This is a genomic window from Fervidobacterium pennivorans (assembly GCF_001644665.1).
Classification (GTDB): Bacteria; Thermotogota; Thermotogae; order Thermotogales; family Fervidobacteriaceae; genus Fervidobacterium; species Fervidobacterium ngatamarikiense.
In genome coordinates this window covers 991950-1011940 of sequence record NZ_CP011393.1, presented here as the reverse complement: position 1 = coordinate 1011940, position 19991 = coordinate 991950, and the positions used below count along the sequence as shown (strand labels likewise).

General features: G+C 38.5%; 18 protein-coding genes. 4 read left to right on the top strand and 14 right to left on the bottom strand.

The window, feature by feature from the left end; all coding sequences use genetic code 11:
• Window positions 1–6: 6 nt before the first annotated feature.
• From JM64_RS04700 to JM64_RS04675, 6 genes are all read right to left on the bottom strand, one after another.
• Complete coding sequence (locus tag JM64_RS04700) at window positions 7–1230, bottom strand: adenosylhomocysteinase (protein ID WP_064011693.1); 1224 nt, start codon at window positions 1228–1230, stop codon at window positions 7–9.
• A gap of 33 nt (window positions 1231–1263) precedes the next feature.
• Window positions 1264–2430, bottom strand: a complete 1167-nt coding sequence (locus JM64_RS04695) for a hypothetical protein (protein WP_064011692.1) — start codon at window positions 2428–2430, stop codon at window positions 1264–1266.
• A 22-nt stretch (window positions 2431–2452) separates the two neighbouring features.
• Window positions 2453–4144: a GspE/PulE family protein gene (locus JM64_RS04690; protein WP_082868402.1), complete on the bottom strand. Its 1692-nt coding sequence runs from the start codon at window positions 4142–4144 to the stop codon at window positions 2453–2455.
• Window positions 4145–4208: 64 nt separating this feature from the next.
• Window positions 4209–5270: a cell division protein FtsZ gene (gene ftsZ / locus JM64_RS04685; RefSeq protein WP_064011690.1), complete on the bottom strand. Its 1062-nt coding sequence runs from the start codon at window positions 5268–5270 to the stop codon at window positions 4209–4211.
• Between the two features lie 30 nt (window positions 5271–5300).
• On the bottom strand, window positions 5301–6581 hold the full coding sequence (gene ftsA / locus JM64_RS04680; protein ID WP_064011689.1) for a cell division protein FtsA: 1281 nt from the start codon (window positions 6579–6581) through the stop codon (window positions 5301–5303).
• A gap of 5 nt (window positions 6582–6586) precedes the next feature.
• A complete protein-coding gene (locus JM64_RS04675) occupies window positions 6587–7075 on the bottom strand; it encodes a DUF4894 domain-containing protein (RefSeq protein WP_064011688.1) in 489 nt (162 codons plus the stop codon).
• Window positions 7076–7234: 159 nt separating this feature from the next.
• On the opposite strand from JM64_RS04675, the gene JM64_RS04670 reads away from it, so the two are divergent.
• Window positions 7235–9205 carry an SUMF1/EgtB/PvdO family nonheme iron enzyme gene (locus JM64_RS04670; RefSeq protein WP_064011687.1) on the top strand — a complete coding sequence of 657 codons (1971 nt, stop codon included), beginning with the start codon at window positions 7235–7237 and terminating at the stop codon, window positions 9203–9205.
• Here JM64_RS04670 and JM64_RS04665 read toward each other — a convergent pair.
• From JM64_RS04665 to JM64_RS04630, 8 genes are all read right to left on the bottom strand, one after another.
• Window positions 9202–9780 (bottom strand): macro domain-containing protein, encoded by a 579-nt coding sequence (locus JM64_RS04665; protein ID WP_064011686.1) that lies wholly within the window; start codon window positions 9778–9780, stop codon window positions 9202–9204. The genes JM64_RS04670 and JM64_RS04665 overlap by 4 nt on opposite strands.
• 34 nt (window positions 9781–9814) lie before the next feature.
• Window positions 9815–11038 carry a replication-associated recombination protein A gene (locus tag JM64_RS04660; RefSeq protein WP_064011685.1) on the bottom strand — a complete coding sequence of 408 codons (1224 nt, stop codon included), beginning with the start codon at window positions 11036–11038 and terminating at the stop codon, window positions 9815–9817.
• Window positions 11007–11942, bottom strand: coding sequence for an SDR family oxidoreductase (locus tag JM64_RS04655; RefSeq protein WP_064011684.1), 936 nt, complete (start codon window positions 11940–11942; stop codon window positions 11007–11009). The genes JM64_RS04660 and JM64_RS04655 overlap by 32 nt, the downstream gene beginning before the upstream one ends.
• Window positions 11935–12468, bottom strand: coding sequence for a metal-dependent transcriptional regulator (locus JM64_RS04650; RefSeq protein WP_082868299.1), 534 nt, complete (start codon window positions 12466–12468; stop codon window positions 11935–11937). Before JM64_RS04650 ends, JM64_RS04655 begins: the two co-directional genes overlap by 8 nt.
• Window positions 12469–12494: 26 nt before the next feature.
• Entirely contained in the window at window positions 12495–13088 is a 594-nt protein-coding gene (locus JM64_RS04645) for a uracil-DNA glycosylase (RefSeq protein ID WP_064011683.1), read from the bottom strand.
• Window positions 13089–13378: 290 nt separating this feature from the next.
• Window positions 13379–15295, bottom strand: a complete 1917-nt coding sequence (locus JM64_RS04640; RefSeq protein WP_231882478.1) for an ABC transporter ATP-binding protein — start codon at window positions 15293–15295, stop codon at window positions 13379–13381.
• Between the two features lie 22 nt (window positions 15296–15317).
• Entirely contained in the window at window positions 15318–17069 is a 1752-nt protein-coding gene (locus JM64_RS04635) for an ABC transporter ATP-binding protein (RefSeq protein ID WP_064011682.1), read from the bottom strand.
• Between the two features lie 3 nt (window positions 17070–17072).
• Entirely contained in the window at window positions 17073–17537 is a 465-nt protein-coding gene (locus tag JM64_RS04630; RefSeq protein WP_197473459.1) for a MarR family winged helix-turn-helix transcriptional regulator, read from the bottom strand.
• Between the two features lie 318 nt (window positions 17538–17855).
• Here JM64_RS04630 and JM64_RS04625 point away from each other — a divergent pair, with 318 nt between their 5' ends.
• Genes JM64_RS04625 through JM64_RS04615 form a run of 3 tightly spaced genes read left to right on the top strand, consistent with a single transcriptional unit; the run spans window position 17856 to window position 19972 of the window.
• The gene (locus JM64_RS04625; protein WP_156487898.1) at window positions 17856–18254 is read left to right on the top strand and encodes a hypothetical protein; all 399 of its coding nucleotides are present in this window, start codon (window positions 17856–17858) and stop codon (window positions 18252–18254) included.
• Window positions 18255–18291: 37 nt separating this feature from the next.
• Window positions 18292–19287, top strand: coding sequence for a Holliday junction branch migration DNA helicase RuvB (gene ruvB, locus JM64_RS04620; protein ID WP_082868401.1), 996 nt, complete (start codon window positions 18292–18294; stop codon window positions 19285–19287).
• Window positions 19277–19972 carry a YggS family pyridoxal phosphate-dependent enzyme gene (locus JM64_RS04615; RefSeq protein ID WP_082868297.1) on the top strand — a complete coding sequence of 232 codons (696 nt, stop codon included), beginning with the start codon at window positions 19277–19279 and terminating at the stop codon, window positions 19970–19972. The genes ruvB and JM64_RS04615 overlap by 11 nt, the downstream gene beginning before the upstream one ends.
• Window positions 19973–19991: the final 19 nt, after the last annotated feature.

Below are 19991 nucleotides of genomic sequence, written 5' to 3'. Positions count from 1 at the left end.
ACCAGGTTAAAAACTTTCAAGGTATTTCCGCTGTTCATCGGTTAGATTATCAATCTCTATTCCCAAAGACCTTAATTTCAACATTGCTACTTGCCTATCGAGTTCTTCAGGGTAATCGTAAACTATGTTTTTTAAATCTTTGTAGTGTTGCGACAGGTAGAGCAGAGATAACGCTTGAAGTGCGAACGATATATCCATAATCTCTACTGGGTGCCCATCGGCAGCAGCCAAGTTAACTAACCTTCCTTGTCCAATAACGAAGATATCTTTTCCATTAACTTCATAGCATGTTACGTTCTTTCTTATCTCGTATTTTCTTGTTGCAAGTTTCTCCAATTTTTCCATAGGTATTTCAACATTGAAGTGACCAGCATTTGCTAAAATAACTCCGTTTTTCAATTTACGAATCGTCTCTTCACTCAAGACATCACATACACCTGTTGCGGTGATTATTATGTCCGCTTGTGGAGCAAGTTCATCAATTTTTCCAACATCGAATCCATCCATAAGTGCTTCAACGGCCTTAATAGGATCGACCTCACTAACCATTACTCTGGCACCTAAACCGTGTGCACGTAATGCGATGCCTCTCCCACACCAACCGTAACCGGCTACGAGTACTCTTTTGCCAGCCACAAGAAGGTTCGTGTTCCTCATTATCGAATCCCAGGTTGACTGTCCGGTTCCATATCTGTTATCAAACATAAACTTCATTTTTGCATTGTTAACTGCTATTACTGGAACTTTCAGTATACCTTGGGCTTGTAAGTTCTTCAATCGCCTCACACCTGTTGTTGTTTCCTCGGAAACACCTTTTAGATTATCCAAAACTTCTTTTCTTTCTGTATGCGCAAGTACTGTTAAATCAGCACCATCGTCAAGTATTAAATCAGGTTTGTAGTCTAGGATTTTGTGTAGAAAAGAAAAATACTCTCTTTCATCTTCCGTTCGCTTAGCATGAACAATTATTCCATAGTCTTTGAGCGCTTCTGCAACATCATCTTGAGTTGATAGAGGGTTGCAACCAGTTACAAAGACATCGGCGCCAAGTTTTTTTAGGGTTATCGCAAGATAGGCGGTCTTGGCCTCAAGGTGGATTGACATTCCTATCTTCAGACCGTTCAATGAGTAACTCATCGTTTGGATAGAATTTAACAATTTCATATGTTTAGACACCCAGTTTATTTTTTGATGGCCTGAGCTTTCTAAATTCTTCTCTTGAATATCCATATCGTTCCTCCTTTGCTCTCGTTGGCATCTAGTTTATTTTGCTACCGCCAGTGGCACCTTTTTTTCGATTTTTGAGCTTCCAGAAACAAAGGTAATTATCAGGTCATAAACCCCAGGTTCTGTAAACGAAAGCTTTTCTAACTTAGTTATGAAAGAGCGACCGAAAGGAATGCAGTATACTCTTCTGTTATTAATTTCAAAGTTGTAACCTATCTTTGCAATGCTGAATTGTATCTTATCAATCTTCAGGAAACGTTCTTTGCTCATTTTATTTACCAAATAAACCTTGATTACGGGAATCTTGCCAACGACCACGGGTTCTTCACTCTCGATGTTAAAATCTATATCTTTTGGAGAAAATTCTGGATTTTTCGCTATTGGTATTGCAGATTTAAATTCTTTTATGGTGCCATCTTGAAAGTAAAGTTTAGCGTTTATTTCCTCGATTCCTTCCGTTTCGGCTTTGAACTTCGTACTTGCTTTGAATGCATGTGATTCACCGGGGTAAAGCTTTACATTTTCATTCACGTATTGTTGAAATTCGTTGCCTTTGTAGCTCCATATTATCTTTGCAAGTGCTATATCCACCGGGTGGATTGTTCTGTTTATAATGTAAACAGATGGTTGGAATTCTTCACCAACCAGGTAATAAGGCTCAGACAGTATACCATAGAGTATTTCTTCTTTGTATATCAAACTTCGTGAAATCTCTGCTACTTTCCCATTGATTTTACATCTAGCATAGATTGTGTACGTTCCACCAGGCAAATTTGCCAGAAAGACGTTCTCTTCCAAATTAAAGACTAGCCGTCGACCTTGAGCTTGAACGGACCCTTGGACTGGATTTGAATACGAGAATTCATAAATTGTTTTTGAATTGTTGTAAATCTTAAAGTAAAAATCTGAAATAACAAAGTTCCTCTCTGCTCGTTTCGTATTTACAATATAAACCCGTGCGCCAATTTTTTCTGGGGCAGTGTACTCAGGTTTTGGGATTTCGATAGTCAATTGGAATGTGTCTACGATGTTAGAATACGTTTGTGGAGAAACGTTCCTGACAAAGAAAAGAAACGAAAAAACAGCCAATACTATTAAAACGTTGAGGAAGAGAAATTTAAAGCTTCTCTTCCTCATTGCACTGTAAGTGGCACTTATTTCTCTCTCTTTTTCCTTTCTGAATTTCTCGGGATCAAAGCCCAAAAAACATTCCCCCCTCAGTGTTTTACTGTTCTTCTTCCTCTTCTTCGCCCACAACTGCTAAGATTTCTTCAATTGTAGTCTCACCACTTAGAACTTTGTAAAGTCCATCTTGGAACATACTAATCATTCCATGTTTTCTTGCAGCCCTATCCAATTCGTAAGTCGATGCTCCTTTCTGTATGAGTCTTCGTATTTCGTCGTTAACCATGAGAACTTCGGCTACCGCAGTTCTACCTTTGTAGCCTGTGTTATTACATGCTGAGCATCCTTCACCAACGTATTGAACAGGATTCATTTGCGGAAACAACTTTCTGGAAAGTTTAACAAACCTTTCTGGCAGCTCTCGTTCAACTTTACACTTGCTGCAAACTTTCCTAACCAACCTTTGCCCGATAACACCTATTAAAGATGCCGATATGAGTGATGGTTCGATACCCATGTTGACTAATCTATCAATTGCACCAGCTGCAGTATTAGTGTGCAGCGTGGACAAAACTAGGTGACCAGTTAGCGATGCTTCAACTGCGAGTTGAGCGGTTTCTCTGTCCCTAATTTCACCAACCATAATGATGTCTGGGTCTTGTCGTAAAAACGCACGCAAGTATTTTGCAAACGTGAGACCTATTTCAGCATTAACTTGGCATTGCGTGATGCCTTCAACTGTGTATTCGACAGGGTCTTCTGCTGTGACTATATTGACGTCTTCGGAGTTCAACGAGTTTATTATTGCCACAAGTGTTGTAGATTTACCACTACCAGTAGGACCCGTGACAAGTAAGATACCATAAGGATGTTCTATCAATTTTTGAATTCTTTCGTAGTTGTAAGGCGAATAACCAAGTTCTTCAAGTTTTTTCTTTGATGAAGAGACTTTGAGCAAACGCATGACTACCTTTTCCCCATGAACAGATGGCATTGTGGAGACACGCAGGTCAAATTGTTCTTCTCCACGCTTGATGAAAAACTTTCCATCCTGGGGTAATCTTCTCTCAACTATATCAAGTCCAGCGAGGATTTTAATTCTTGAAACGACTGCTGCATGCATATTTCTCGGATATTCAGTAATTTTTCTTAAAACACCGTCAACACGATATCTGACAACAACGTTTCTTCTCTGAGGTTCAATATGAATATCACTTGCATCCAATTCTATTGCATGGTCAACAATGTTCGATACCAACCTTACAACAGGGGTTTCTTCTTGTTCAGAAACAGTTACCTCCTCTTGTTGTTGTTCTTCTGCTTCTTGTTGTGTAATTATCTCACCAATTTCTTGAACCATAAGTCCGGATGTAATGCCATGAAGTATATTATTGTAAAGTGTTTCAAAAATACTTGGCGGCATGAGACAAAAGTCAACATCTTTACCAAGCTTGAATTTTAATCTGCGTTTTATAACAGGAATATCGTAAACATTTGAAACGCCTACAATAACTTTACCTTCTTTTTCGTCTATAGGAACGATTTTTAGCTCATTTATCAAATCTTTCGGGAATGATTTTACAAACTCATCATTGATTTTGACTTCTCCTACACACGCTTGAATTTCGTATTGTTCTGCAAGTGCTTTCACAATATCGTCCCAAGTGCAGTATCCAAGCTGTATAAGGACTTCTCCAAGAGGTTTACGCAACTCTTTCTGAAGTTCCAGAGCGTTTTGTAGTTCAGTTGGTGTTATTATTCCTTTCTCTATTAACACATCCCCTAATTTCATTATCTTTTTCTCCACTCGGAGTCACCTCTTATTGTGGAAGCGAGAAATATATCGAAACCGGTCTTTAATCCTGCCTACCTTTGTATTCAAGTCCAAACTTATAAATTGCAGGTATATCTTCCTCAGACTTTCCGAACTTCTCTTCAACATCGAATCGAGTGGCTATTACGGTTACCCTCATTTCGTCATCTGCTAACTCATCATCGATTACCATACCAAATTTCATATCAGCATCTTCGCTGCAGGTTTGTTTTACTATCATTGCTGCTTCTTGCATCTCTTGTAATGTTGCGTTTCGCGGGGCAGAAATATTCAAAATGATTGACCTTGCGTTTTCAATTGGGTAATCTAAGAACTTGCTATCGAGTGCTTTCCTAGCAGCATCAAAGACTCGCTTTTCACCTTTTCCAACACCTATTCCAAGCATCGCGTTACCGGCATTTCTCATCACCGACTCAACATCTGCAAAATCAAGGTTGATATAACCACGCTTCATTATAAGGTCGGAGATGCCACGGACGGCTTGATGCAAAATTTCATCGGCAGTTGCAAACGCATCAACGATAGTTGTTGAAGGTGATAGTTGTTCGAGCAGTTTGTTGTTGCTTATTTTAATTAGTGTATCGACCTTGCCTGTGATTCGCTTTACACCTTCTAATGCCACATTCCATCTCGGTGTGCCTTCAAAAAAGAAAGGCATTGTGATAATTGCGACGGTTAGAATGCCCAAATTCCTGGCTATCTCTGCGATAACAGGTGCGGCTCCAGTTCCAGTTCCTCCGCCAAATCCTGCAGTAATAAACAACATATCAGTACCATGCAATATTTCCTCAAGCTTTTTCCTGTCTTCCAATGCAGCTTCTTCACCGATTTTTGGATTTCCGCCAGCTCCGAGACCTTTTGTCAACTTTTCTCCAATTTGTACGGTAATATCTGCTTTACTTACATCAAGGACTTGAGCATCTGTATTAACTGCAATCAATGTCACACCTTTCAATCCCATCTCTGCCATCCTGTTAATTGCGTTACAACCAGCGCCCCCTACCCCTATCACTTTCAGAACAGGAACACCTGGTATCCTTTCGATATCTCTTTGTTTGCTCTCCTTTTCTATCATAAAAGGCATACAATTTCCCTCCTTATCTTTTCATCCAAATCAACCGAATATTTTTCCGAAGGTCTCGGACAGTTTTTTGAAAAATCCTGTTCCTGATTGGCGTTTCTTCGTTTTTTCACCTACCATGGGACTATACATGTTTTGCTCTTTCTGATAAACTATTATGTTTCCAAAAGTAGCTGCATATAAAGGAGTAAATACATTGAATTCAGCACCTTCGGCTTTAAACATTTCTGTATCCGCTACTGTTCCGATTCTAACAGGGCACTTGAAAACTTCGCTTGCGAGTGTCTCAATTCGCTGGAGCATAGCCCCACCACCAGTTAAAACGATTCCACCAGGAATCCCAATGTTTCCAAAATCAGGGTATTTCACCGTGAAATCCTTGTAAAGTTTCTTTACCCGCATAAATATTTCCCTAAGTCTTGCGTAGATTATTCTCGATAAAAATTCTTTATCGGTTCGCTGGATAGTCCTACCATCCAAACCTTTGTATTCGATTGGTGTGGGTTCAATATCTAAGTAAACCGCCACACCGTATGTTTTTAATAGTCTTTCCGCCTCTTGTAAAGATGTCTTTAGAACTATTGCTATGTCTTTTAAAACGTTTTTCATAGATATCTCTATTCTCTCCATTTCAAGGGGTGTATTTGCATAGTACAGGGTTACCGTTGTGTAATTATAGCCTAAGTCCACGTGAACAACGCCTCTATCCTTTTCGACATTTGAAAGCACAGCTTCGGCATTTGATACGAATGAGATATAATATTCGGCTTCTCCAAGGATATCTTTCGTGGCGTATTCAACAATGTTCCTGTATTTTTCAGAGCCCATAACAACGGTGTAAATCGCTGCAATTTTTTTGGCTTTCATTCCAACAGGGTTGACAACTATCTTATTATCATCTAGTACGTATTTCTTTACAAAAAGATGCAGGGAGTTTCTCTCATTGTTTGGGAATAAATCAGCTAGTAAGTTATCGGTTAGCTTCGTTACATGTTCTTCAGAAACATATCCTTCATCTTTCTCAGTTAATATAAGCTCCTCAGTGATTTCTGTAAGAGTAAAATCACCGCAACTCGAAGAAACCAGTAACTCACCCCTAAGTTCTTTACCGAGCTGGTCTTCCAAATCTTCGATTATTTGTGTCATTGACTCGTTTAAAGCTACGACATCTTTGATTTCACCGTTCTCTATACCCCTTGTTTTCACATTGGAAAATGCCAAGACAGTGCCATAACCCTCACTAAAATCAACAACAATACCTTTGATACTGTCATTTCCAATGTCCAAAGAAACAATCTCTCGTGATTTAGGCACGATAATCACCCCTTTATTCTATAAATTCTACCATTTTTGAAGAGATATATTTTCTTGGAATCCATATAATACCACATCAAGGCAAGCGTATTAACACAAGACTGTATATCACTAATATCTGTTATATAGACCACTGCTGAATTTTTTGTGATAATGTATTTCTCTTTAAGGTTAATTTCGAAAACGCCCAATGGTATTGTCGGGGGTAAGTACTTTAAAAATGGACTAGTGACTCTACCTTCAGTGATATCAACATCTAAGCCTGTTACGAAAGGACCTGCCATTAAAACTGCCATATCATCATTTGGGTAGATGTCATATATACGACCATTTCTATCAACCTTCCAGAGTCTTTCACTGTAAAAAATTGAGAACCAATAAGTTGATTTGGAATCACTTCTAATTTCCTTGGTGTTAGATGCCTTTGCATGATATGTAGAAAATGATAACAAAATAATGTAGAAAATGATAATTGTTAGTTGTTTCTTCATCATGTTTTGGTCCTCACGATCTTAATTTTGAATTTTTGATTTTGTTTTATGTAATATTCAAACATATTTTATCACAAATTCTTCCTTAAAGTGAATAAGTTTTTTCAAAAGTTTGATATAATTTCAATGTAATGCGACGTGCAATCGAGGGAGGTAGAAACTATGAGAACTCGGATAAGCGTTTTATCAATTTTCCTTGTGGCGATGCTGTTATTATTATCAGAAGTTTTTGCCATCATTGTGGTTTACAGAGACGGTTCAACTCTTGAAGGTACTATAGAAGATTCGAACAGTAACTACGTAGTTCTAAATACTACACTTGGTAAGATACAGATTCCGGTATCTAATATCCGAAGCATAGTTTTTAAAAATGGAACAATACCGCAGAGCGGTCAAGAATTTTCCCTCAGCGGCAAAAGATACCGTGGTTATGTAACCGAACTATCCAAAGATTATGCGGTGGTCACAACATGGTTTGGAAAAATTAAGATAAACCTGAAATCAGATAGTGTGGATTTCCTGGGTTTTGAGAAAGCGGAATTACCTGGCATTACATCAGAATCTTTCTTCCAGGTTGAACTAGTACTCAACGATTACTACATATGCTCTCTAATTAATGGGGAAATGATTGTTGGGCTTGAATTGAATACAAGTGGCGACTATATTACTATAGTAGACAGTTACAAAAATACATTTTTCATACTAAAAGGTGCACTGGAATACATTTATATCCCTTACAAATACGCCAAAAGTTACGACTTGGTTGTTCTTAATACTGGACGAAAACTCTACGGCGTAGTTAAGAAATTTTCAGACACACAATATGAAATTTCTGGACAGTGGGGTAAAGTTGTTGTCAATCAAAATGATATTGTATTTTCTACTTACAAAGAAACGAAAGAACAACCTTCTCAAATTGTCCAATATGTTCAACCCACTCAGCAAACAAAGGTCGAATCTATTGCTACAATCATAGAAAAAGCTATATACGATAAGGACGGTGTGGCAACGATTGTCGCTGATGTTCCTGTAAAAGTGGAAGGCAAAGAGGTTAGAAAGATAAATATCTACCCTAAAGAAATCGTTGACCCAAGAACAGGAGTAACTTTTGTTCTTGTTCCCGGCGGAGTGTTTAAAATGGGGGCAGATGCGTCTTGGAGAAATGTTGAAGAAGATGAACTCCCCCAACGTGAAGTTTATGTTTCATCGTTCTACATATCTAAATACCCTGTTACTGTGAAACAGTATCTTGATTTTCTGAAAGCTTCACAGACGGGGTCTTCCATCATTGTTGGAAAACAGATAAACCCTGTTGAGATAGATTTTCTAGGTCAAAAAGTTAGAGTAAGTTATTCCGCTCCAGGTGATTTATTGAATGTTCCGATAACCGGTATAAATTACGCTTCAGCAAAAGCATATTGTGATTGGGCAGGATACCAGCTTCCAACGGAAGCACAATGGGAGAAGGCAGCTCGAGGTACGGATGGAAGAAGATATCCTTGGGGTAACGAAAGCCAGACTAAGTACAACGATGGAAGAAGAGATTATACAGTGGATGAGTTTGAAAACGTAGATATATCGCCTTACGGGGTTGTAAATACTTACGGTTACCCTATTGAATTGTGCAGAGATTACTATGCAAAGGATGCCTACAAAAAGCTTCCTAAGGAAAACCCGTTGAATACCACTGGAACATACGTCGTTGGGAGAGCGGGTGCCGTAGCTGGAAGAATTACAGATAGAATTCCTTTAACACCATCGGAACCAAGAAATGACGTAACCTTTAGAGTTGTAATGGATGCAGAAGAAGCATTTAACATAATCAAAAAACCTCTTAACAACAAGCTGTTGGGAATTACATGGTTTGTTGTAAATGAGAATGTTAAGAAACAGTACAACGTAAAATCAGAAGGTCTTTACGTAGCTTTTGTAGAGACAGGTTCACCTGCACAACTCGCGGGTATCAAAATTGGTGATGTAATAGTAAAAATCGATGGAAAAACCGTGAAATCATTTGATGATGCTCTAAAGGCGTTATCCGGAAAAAAGCAAGGTGATATTTCAACCCTCACAATTGATAGAGGGGGAAAAGTGATAGAAATAAAAGTTAGACTGGGAATTTGGTTGTTCTAGGGTTGCTTAAAATGCTTAGAGTTATTTTCAAAAGTTTCAAACAGCTTCTGAACCTTTGAACTATCTATGTCGCAAAAAACAACTAATTTTATCGAGCCTTTGTAGTTTGAAAAGAACCTTAATGTTTCATCTACACAAACCTTAATGAAATTCTCGAGAGGATAACCAAAGATTCCAGTCCCAACGAAAGGAATTGCAATAGAATTTATCGCTAATTCATCGGCTTTCGAGAATACATTCTCGAAAGCCTTTTTCATAATTTCGTCGTTACCTTTCTTGTTTCCTATCGGTCCAACAGTGTGTATAACATACTTTGCTTTCAAATTCCCAGCTCCTGTTACAGCCACGCCTCCGGGAGGAACAAGCCCGTTTTTTCTTACATACTCATCACTCTCTTTTTGGATTTCAGGACCTCCAGCCTGTGATATAGCACCTGCAACACCTCCACCGTGTTGCAAGTAAGAATTCGCAGCATTTACAATAGCATCTACATCTAATTTTGTTATATCTCCAACAATGAACTCTATTTCAACACTTCCAATATTGACAAAACCTTTCGTTTCAAAGGTCCCCATGTTACTTTCCTCCCTTTTCCCCATCTTTTACATCCTATTCCTGCGAAGAAAAACGTTCTTTCCAGAGCTTTATGTAAACTTCTGCTAACTTTGCTTCTTTAGCTATATTTTTTGGAACGTAAATCTTATCCTTTACTTGTTTAGGAAGATAAGTTTGTTTTACGAAACCACCGTACAAGTGTGGATATTTGTATCCACTATTTTCAACATTCAATAAATGCCTTGGAACAGGTATGTTCATTGTCTTTCTTGCCAGTTCCTGAGCTTTTGATACCGCTTCGTAACTGGAATTACTCTTTGGAGCAAGCGAAAGGTAAATAACACATTCTGAAAGGTTTATTATACATTCGGGTAAGCCGACACTTTCAACGGCATGACTTGTTGCAACTGCGAGCACAAGTGCAAATGGATCAGCCAGCCCCACATCTTCACTTGCTAAGATAACGAGTCTTCGCGCGATGAAACGCGGGTCTTCTCCGCCTTCAATCATGCGCATCATGTAGTAAAGAGCAGCGTCGGGGTCACTACCTCTGATGCTTTTGATAAAAGCAGATGCAAGATTGTAGTGTTCCGTGTCACTGTACTTTGTGTATTCTTCACCAAAGTAGGTTTTCAAAATCTCATCATCTATAATATCCTTTCCCTGGTTTTTCGCAATATTTGATAAGAGCTCGTATGTGTTGAGCAAGAACCGTGCATCTCCATTTGCCGAATTTATGAGGTATGCTTGTGTTGACTCGCTTGTCCTTATCCCCAGATAATTGATGGCTTTTTCGAGAATTTTTAAAAGGTCTTCGTTACTTAGTTTCTTAAACCGTAACACTCTGCAGCGTGAGAGAAGTGCAGGATTGATTGAATGTTCCGGACTTTCCGTTGTTGTGCCGTACAACACATAAACTCCAGTTTCCACACCAGGTAAAAAGACGTCTTGTTGTTTGCGGTTAAACCTATGTATTTCGTCTATGAAGATTAGTACTTTTTTTATACCCCGAAGATTGTACGCGTACTGTTCAAGTTTCTTTATTTCCTCTACAGATGTGAAAGCAGCGTTCAAATGGTAAATTTCATAGTCGGTGTAACTTTTTATCAACTGTAAAACAGAACTTTTGCCGGTCCCCGGTGGACCTGCAAGAATAGCGGAAAAAAGTTGATTCTGTTCTATAGATATACGTAAAAGAGCACCCTTCCCAAGCAGGTGCTCTTGTCCAATGAATTCTTCAAAAGTCTTAGGCCTGAGTATTTCGCTTAAACCATTCAACAGTTTTCCTCAACCCCTCTTCCAACGTATATCTCGGTTCCCATTTCAATTCAATCCACGCTCTGTTATAGCAGAGAACGCTTTTTCGGATGTCTCCTTTTCTGTGAGGACCGTATATCGGGTCCCTCTTGTACCCGGTCAGTTTCTTGAGTATCTTGAAGAGTTCATTGGTTGTTGTTCCTGTAGCTGTCCCGATATTTATTACCAAACTGTCTCCTCTTTCCATAGCTCGTATATTAGCATCAACGACGTCTTCAACATACACGTAGTCTCTCACGTATTCGCCGTCACCAAAGATAATACAATCCTCTCCTTTTAGCATTCTGGAGGTGAAAATTGCAACAACACCAGCTTCACCGTACGGGTCTTGTCTTGGACCGTAGACATTACCGTATCTTAGCACCGTGTATTTCAATCCAAACTCTTTGCTGAAGAACCTGAGATAGTTCTCGACGCTGAACTTTGCTATACCATACGGTGACATAGGTTGCGGAAACACACTCTCGGGTGTTGGAAATACTTTCACTTCTTCTCCGTAAATAGCACCGCCGGTTGAAGAGAAAATAAACTTTTTAACGCTGTTTTCAATAGATGCTTTTATCAGATTCAGACTACCTATTATATTCACGTTTGCATCTTTGACAGGGTCTTTAACCGAAACAGCAACACTTGCCTGTGCAGCCAGATGAAAAACATATTCGAATTTTTCTTCAGCGAACAATTTGTTAATTGCTTCTCCATCGTATATATCCATTTCATAGAATTTAGCCTTTGGGTTTACATTTTCTCGCTTTCCAGTAGATAAGTTGTCGATTACAACTACTTCATGCCCGAGTTCAACGAGTTTATCTGTCAGATGAGAACCGATAAACCCAGCTCCGCCTGTAACCAAGATCTTACTCATAGTCTTCGTCCTCCTTTATTTTTCCTTTTAGTCTGTATGCTTCTTCTGGGAGTTCAGTATTTTTCCTTTGTTCTTGAATGAATCGCTCAAGTTCCTCTGCCTTGTCTTTTGTAAAATCAATAAGTATAGAATAAAACTTTCTAAGCTTTCTTCGAGTTTCGGCATCGAGGTCGTATACCATCAAGCTCGCTATTTGTTCTGCCTTTTTTTCTGGAATCCCGACTACGTACATAAAGAAGTATTTAATTCTCGACTCACCAGATTTAAGCATTTGTGCAATTCTGAGACCACGGGGGGTTAGCTTTGCAAATCCATACCTTCTGTGGTCAACTAATCCCAAGGATACAAGTTTCTTAACAGCGTTCGTTGCACTAGCGTAAGATACACCTTTTGCTCTTGCAATATCGCTTATACGTGCAACTCCTTCTTTTTCTATAAGGTTATATATCGTTGATATATAACTCATGACGGTTGGTGTTAACTTCTCATGTTTTTCAACTTTTTGTTCCTTGAATTCATTTCCCACGTTCGCTCCTTCCTTTGTATTGTTTATTACATATTTCCTTTCAAAAACTCATCGTAATATTTTCGAACCTTTTTTATGTCTTGCCAGGTTAAATCTTTTGGGCTACCCTTTTCTTTCGATGGATTTCTCAACAAATAACTTGGGTGAAACATTGGGAATATAATTATTCCACCTTTCCATACGAACTCCTTACCTCTTATCTTTGTAATAGGTTCATCTTTGCCAAGGAAGAACGAAGCAGCAGTACTACCAAGTGGAACTATCATTCTGGGGTTTATGACCTCTATTTGAGCAATTAAGAAAGGAGAACAAGATTGAATTTCTAAGGGTGTAGGAACTCTGTTGTTTGGTGGTCTACATTTCACCACGTTCGTTATATAGACGTCTTCTCTTTTTATATTCACAGATTCCAAAATTTTTGTTAAAAGTTGCCCTGCCTTTCCAACAAATGGTCTCCCCTGTTTGTCTTCTTCCTCGCCAGGTCCCTCTCCAATAAACATTATTGGAGAATGCAGGTTACCTTCACCTGGAACAACGTTCGTTCTTTGTAGCCATAGTGGACAGGCTTGGCACTCACGTATTCTTTGCTCAATTATTGCCATGAGTTCTTCTTTTTTCATCTCTATTTATCTCCCCCAATTTAGTTTGTCTTATTCACAAAACTGGAAGTACTCAGGTTGATTTTGCAAAACTTAATATGGGTTTTAGAAGAAATTGACAAGCAAAAAAACAAAGTTTGGCTAACAATTTTATTATATCACAAAATAAACTACAAAATCAATACTTAACAAAGGAGTTTTTGTTCGCTCTTACATCGCTAATAAAAAACGCTACCGCCTCAAAACGGTAGCGTTGATACTTATCTTTCACTCAAAAAAAGAAAGTTAGTTTTAAAAACACGTCTTGAATACTACACTGTTTCAACCATAGCACCAAGGAACTGACTTCTATAAAGCTCTGCGTAGAACCCATTTTTGTGTAAGAGTTCTTCGTGTTTTCCTATTTCGATAATCCTACCTTCGTTCATAACTAATATAATGTCCGCATTCTTGATAGTTGAGAGCCTATGTGCTACTACGAAAGATGTTCTACCTTTCATAATGTCTCTCATAGCCCTTTGAATATAAACCTCTGTGAGTGTATCAACGTTACTCGTTGCTTCGTCGAGAATCAATATGTCAGGGTCAGCTAAGAATGCTCTTGCAATAGTGATAAGTTGTTTTTCACCCTGAGAGATGTTAGAGCTATCTTCTCCTATTACAGTGTCATAACCATCAGGTAGAGCCATTATGAAATGATGCACGTGTGCCATTTTAGCAGCGTTAATTATCTCTTCTTCTGTAGCGCCATCTTTACCATATGCTATATTTTCCCTTATCGTTCCTCTGAATAGCCAGGTATCTTGCAAGACCATGCCAAAGTGTTTTCTCAAATTGTATTTCTTGATGTCTCTGATGTCTATTCCATCGACTTTTATGCTACCTCCTTGGATTTCGTAGAACCTCATGAGAAGATTGACAAGTGTTGTTTTACCTGCACCTGTTGGACCGACGATTGCAACCATCTGCCCGCTTTTAACATCTATATTTAAGTTCTCAATAAGTGGCTTTTCTGGAACGTAACTGAACTTAACATTTTCGAATTTGATATCACCTTTCACTCTTTCTAGCTCAATAGCTTCTGGCTTATCGGGTTCCTCTTCTTCCTCTTCAAGTATTTGAAAGACTCGTTCGGCAGCTGCCAGTGTGGATTGAATCATATTTACAATATTGGCAATTTGAACAATCGGTTGATTAAATTGCCTTGAGTATTGGATGAATGCCTGAACATCACCTACTGTTATAGCTTTCTTTGTAACAAGAACGCCACCACCAACAGCTACTATGATATAACCCAAGTTCCCTATAAAGTTCATCACAGGCATTATTATACCTGTAATAAATTGGGCTTTTTTGCTCTCTTTGTATAGTTTTTCATTTATTTTCCTAAATCTTTGAACTTCATCTTTCTCTCTCCCGTAGGTCTTAACGGCTAAAAAGCCACCGTACACCTCTTCCGCTTTACCAGTTAACTCGCCAAGGTATCTTTGTTGTGCGGCAAAATACTTTTGTGATTTCTTGGCAATGAATACCGTTACGAAAGCACTCATTGGCAGTGTTATGAGCGTGAGCAGTGTTAAGTTAAGGTTAATTGTTATCATCATGTAAGTTATGCCGATGATAGTAACGATACCTGAGATGAATTGTGTTAAACTTTGTTGCAAAGTGTTGCTAATTAAATCCACATCGTTTGTCACACGGCTTATCACATCTCCATGTGAATGTCCATCGTAGAATTTCAGGGGAAGTCTCTCGAGTTTGTTGTTAATATCTTCTCTCATTTTTTTCACAATATTCTGTGTGATTCCTGCCATTAGATAACCTTGCAGGAAGTTCAAAAGTGCAGCAACTGTATATAGAATTCCAACATTTAGTAGGATTCCAAAGATTTTTTCATAGTCCATCTTTGTTTTTAAGAACCCAGCTAACGGCGTTTTTCTAAGCATAACTACTCTAAAAATCTCCGTTGTAGCCTGTCCAAGGATTTTTGGGGCCTTTATCGTCAGTATTGTAGCAACAATCGTCAGTGCAAAAACAATAACGATTCCAATTATGTGAGGTTTAAGGTATTTCAGCAGTTTCCGAGTAGTATTTTTGAAATCTTTTGGTTTTTCACCACCACGCGCAAATGCAGGTCCTCCGAATCCTCCAGGTCCTCCGGGTCTTATTGATTTTCTATCGTTTGCAATAGGTCTTGTTTGTTGTTCCATTTTTCTTTCTTCGCTCATCTTTCTCACCTCTTGCCTTCTGTCAAATGGCTTCTTCTTTCGAAAGTTGTGAGTAAACTATCTCACGATAGATTTCGTTTGTTTTCATAAGTTCTGAATGACTACCTATACCTACAATCTTTCCGTCTTTTAAAACAATTATTTGATCTGCGTTCATTATTGTTGCAACTCTTTGAGCTACGACAATTACAGTAGCATCTTTCGTTTCTTTGAATAATCTCAACCTTATTTTTGCATCTGTTTTGAAATCGAGTGCACTGAACGTATCGTCAAAGAGGTATATTCTGGGCATTCCTGCTATCGCTCTTGCTAAGGAAATCCTTTGCTTTTGACCACCAGACAAATTCAAACCAGCTTGTTCTATATGGTAATCAAGTCCCTCTGGGTATTTCGATGCAAATTCAAGAACCTGTGCGATATCGGCTGCCCTTTCTACCATTTCGTCTGTTACCCAAGCTCGCCCAAATTTGATGTTTTCTCTAATGGAACCAGTGAAAATTACAGGTTTTTGCGTGGCGTAACCTATAATCCTTCTGAGAACATCGAACGGAATTTCCCGGACATCTATTCCGTCTATCTTGACACTCCCAAGTGTAACATCGTAGAACCGGGGAATTAGATTAAGAAGCGTTGTCTTACCAGAACCTGTGGAACCTATTATTGCCGTTATCTTCCCAGGCTCTGCTTTAAACGAAATCTCGCTTAAGACAGGTTCCTTTGCCCCAGGATAAGCGAACGTTACATTTTCGAATTCGACAATGCCTTTGATATCTGTAGGCTCCGAACTTTCAAACCATGTGATTTGTTTCCCTAAAGCCTTTGGGTCCGTCACCTTCGGTTCGACACTTAAGACTTCGGTTATTCTCTTTGCAGATACACTTGCCCTTGGTAGGAAAATAAAGATAACGGATATCATGATAAACGAAAACATTATCTGGAGAACGTATTGCATAACTGCCATCATCTGACCGACTTGCAAATTTCCAGCATCAATTTGCTTAGCACCAAACCATATTATGGCAAGTGTTGTAAAGTTCATCACTACCATCATATAAGGAAATAATATGGAAGCCATTCTGTTGACCCACAGAGCAGTTTTCGTTAAATCGATATTGGCATCTGAGAATCTCTTTTTTTCATACCACTCTTTATTAAAAGCCCTTATAACACGTATGCCGGTGACCCTCTCTCGGACAACAAGGTTCAACTTATCTATTTTCTTTTGCATGCTTTTGAAAAGTGGTGCTACGATGGCGGCAATTAAACCCAAACCACCGAGCATTACAGGCAGAGATATAGCGAGTATACCTGTTAGTTTGGCATCTTTATTCACCGCCATTACTATTCCACCAACAGCCATAATAGGTGCCATTACTACCATTCTAAGTATCATCACCGTTGCTTGTTGTATCTGGACTACATCGTTCGTTGTTCTTGTTATTAAAGAAGAAGTGCTGAATTTGTTCATTTCCTCGAGGGAAAAGGAAGAAACTTTTTCAAAAACAGAATTTCTCAAATCTCTTCCAAGTCCCATACTCACAATCGAAGATGTGTAACTTGCAATAACAGCTGCTATTACACTAATCAATGAAACAAGCAACATTTTACTACCAATACTCCAAATATAATCTACGTCTCCTCGTGTGATACCTTTGTCGACAATCTTTGACATCAAATCTGGCAAGTATAGTGAAATAATAGCCTGAACAGCTACCAGTGTAACGGTAGTTATTATTAGAAGCCAGTACTTTTTGAAAGCCATCTTTATTACCATTGTTTATGCCTCCTTCGGACAGTATTCTCCAACTTTTTGTCTAAGGACTTCTTGGATTTTTTTCAACAACCCTTCAAGTTCTTGTTTCTCCTTGTCTGATAGGCTACTTAACAAAAGTACCTCTGCTTCTTTTAACACTGCTGAAAGGTTTTTGAGTAAGTTCTCCGATTTTTCTGTAAGGTACACACGCGTAACTCTTTTGTCTGACTCGTCTTGTATTCTTCTTATCAGTCCATTTTTCTCCATCCTTCGAAGCATAATAGCAACAGTTCCTTGCTCTACACCAATTCGTTTTGCAATTTCCTTTTGGCTTAGTCCCTGATGTTTCTTGAGAACAAATAGGATAGGTATCTGGCCTGGATGAATGTTGAACTCTCTTAGTGTTCTTTCGTGAATGAATTTGAAAACGGACCTTTGGATGGAATTCAAAAGTGCCAAAATACCAGCGTTTTCAATCAATTCCTTCAAAAAACTCACCTCCAAAAAGGCTGTAAATTTAGCAAGTTGGTTGTGGTTAATACTTATACGTCTAATATTTAGACGTATAAGTATATTAACTCTCAGCTTTGGAAATGTCAATACTTATTTTTGAAAAGACTTTTTGGCGGTGTTCATCTTTGGGGTTTAAAATCATAGTTAATCGTGTTATAATATCACCAGGATAAATACGTTTTGTGACTTAAAAATACCACACAGGGGGTATATAGTATAACAGTAGATAAAAAGCGCTTAATATTTTACATTTTCTTTTTCTCCCTTACCTTGCTTGCCCTTGTTTTGCTTGATATGTCTGTGAGAAGTCTAAAAGTTGCTTTCAAAAAACTGGAAAGCACGAAAGTTCTTTTCAAAATCCTGAGCTGTGAGCAGAAAGGAATTTCTTTACTTTGTGATGCATCTTTAATCGTTGAAACGCCCGGGGTAAAAAATGAAATTGAGATAGTTCAACTCCGAGTATTTACGCAAGATGGCAAATATATAGGAAGCTGGAACAGTGACAAGATTAGAAACCAAAACTTCAGTTTCTTAATATCTAACGCAGAACTTTTTGGAAAAATTCAAAGCGGGTCCATAAAAGTAAGCGGTTTTACTAAGGTCAGGATAGATATAGGAAGGTATGGGCTAAAGATGAACCTACCCATTGAGGAAGAGGTGAAAGTCGGTGAACGAAGACAAAGTACTCAATGAAAATAACATACCAAAGGAAACCTTAGAAGCTCAAAGAATATTTTCACCTGAAAGAAATGCTTATGATACGTACTCTCTAAGGCCCAAGTTCTTGTCTGAATATATAGGTCAAGATAACATCAAAGAGCGTTTGAAACTTGCGATATCTGCTTCAAAGATGCGTGGTGAACAACTTGACCATATACTTTTGGCTGGTCCTCCAGGACTTGGAAAGACAACACTTGCCGTTGTCATTGCTAACGAGCTCAATGCTAATATCCATATTACAAGCGGTCCTGTTCTTGAAAAGCAAGGAGACCTCGCAGCGATATTAACGAATCTTGAACGTGGCGATGTTCTATTTATCGATGAAATTCACAGAATGAGTAGAAGTGTCGAAGAGATACTTTATTCCGCTATGGAAGATTTTCAGATTGATATAATGATTGGAAAAGGACCTGCCGCAAGGTCTATAAGAGTGGATTTGCAACCATTTACCCTTATTGGTGCAACAACGCGAAGTGGATTGCTTACTTCACCTCTAAGGAACAGGTTTGGTATGATATTTGAAATGAGTTTCTACACACAGGAAGAGCTTAGTTTAATAATAACTCGAGCAGCCCAGGTAATGGAGGTCATGATAGAACCAGAAGCTGCTCTGTTAATTGCACGGCGTTCACGTGGAACACCAAGAATCGCAATTAGGTTGTTGAAACGTGTTCGAGACTTGAGTACTGTGAAAGGCTCGAAAGTCATAGATACGGAAACTGTTAACGAAGTTATGAATCTGCTCGGAATCGATGAGTACGGGTTGGACGAGATGGATAGAAAGCTTTTGAAAGTCATTATCGAAGTTTACAAAGGTGGACCTGTCGGACTGAAAGCGCTTGCTGCTTCGTTAGGAATTACGGAAGATACCATTGCAGAAGTATACGAACCATTTCTTGTGCAAAGTGGTTTTTTGGCAAGAACGGCTCGGGGAAGGATGGTAACTGAAAAGACTTACAAATATTTCGGAATGAACACATTGGGGGGACTTTTCGGTGATTACTGAAGAAGAACTCAGAAAAAATTATGATACCGTTCTGAATAATATAAGAATTCATGCCGAAAAAGTTGGTCGTAATTGTGATGAAATAAAGCTTGTTGCGGTTACAAAAACACAACCTGTAGAAGTGTTGAATTTAGCACTTAAAGTTGGAATAAAAGTATTTGGGGAAAATTATGCTCAGGAATTAAGAGACAAAGCCAAAGTTCTCCAAGCCACAGACATAGAGTGGCATTTTATAGGCAGAATTCAAACGAACAAAGTTAAATACATAGTTCCCGTTGCAAAGTTGATTCACTCGGTTTACAGGCTTGAAGAACTGGAAGAGATTGATAAAGTGGCAAAAAAACTCAATAAGACGCAACATGTGTTGCTTGAAGTGAACGTGTCTGGTGAAGAAACAAAAGCTGGTTTGCAACCAGAACAGGTAAGGGATTTCCTAATACAAGCAACTAAATATCCCAACGTTAAAATAGTTGGACTGATGACCATGGCACCATACATTGAACCAGAAATAACAAGACCGTATTTTAAAAAGTTAAAAGCTCTGAGAGATGAACTAAGAGGCGATTTTCCAGATATTGTCGAACTTTCAATGGGAATGACAAATGATTATACTGTTGCTGTTGAGGAAGGTAGCACTATTGTAAGAATTGGCACAGCTTTATTTGGCGAAAGAAAATCAAAGTAAAATAAACAATAACAAAAAG

Coding starts and splice junctions, on each gene's coding strand:
- JM64_RS04700 (WP_064011693.1), bottom strand. CDS start 1,230: ATGGATATTCAAGAGAAGAATTTAGAAAGCTCAGGCCATCAAAAAATA.
- JM64_RS04690 (WP_082868402.1), bottom strand. CDS start 4,144: ATGAAATTAGGGGATGTGTTAATAGAGAAAGGAATAATAACACCAACT.
- ftsZ (WP_064011690.1), bottom strand. CDS start 5,270: ATGCCTTTTATGATAGAAAAGGAGAGCAAACAAAGAGATATCGAAAGG.
- JM64_RS04675 (WP_064011688.1), bottom strand. CDS start 7,075: ATGATGAAGAAACAACTAACAATTATCATTTTCTACATTATTTTGTTA.
- JM64_RS04670 (WP_064011687.1), top strand. CDS start 7,235: ATGAGAACTCGGATAAGCGTTTTATCAATTTTCCTTGTGGCGATGCTG.
- JM64_RS04665 (WP_064011686.1), bottom strand. CDS start 9,780: ATGGGGACCTTTGAAACGAAAGGTTTTGTCAATATTGGAAGTGTTGAA.
- JM64_RS04655 (WP_064011684.1), bottom strand. CDS start 11,942: ATGAGTAAGATCTTGGTTACAGGCGGAGCTGGGTTTATCGGTTCTCAT.
- JM64_RS04645 (WP_064011683.1), bottom strand. CDS start 13,088: ATGAAAAAAGAAGAACTCATGGCAATAATTGAGCAAAGAATACGTGAG.
- JM64_RS04640 (WP_231882478.1), bottom strand. CDS start 15,295: ATGAGCGAAGAAAGAAAAATGGAACAACAAACAAGACCTATTGCAAAC.
- JM64_RS04635 (WP_064011682.1), bottom strand. CDS start 17,069: ATGGTAATAAAGATGGCTTTCAAAAAGTACTGGCTTCTAATAATAACT.
- JM64_RS04625 (WP_156487898.1), top strand. CDS start 17,856: ATGTCTGTGAGAAGTCTAAAAGTTGCTTTCAAAAAACTGGAAAGCACG.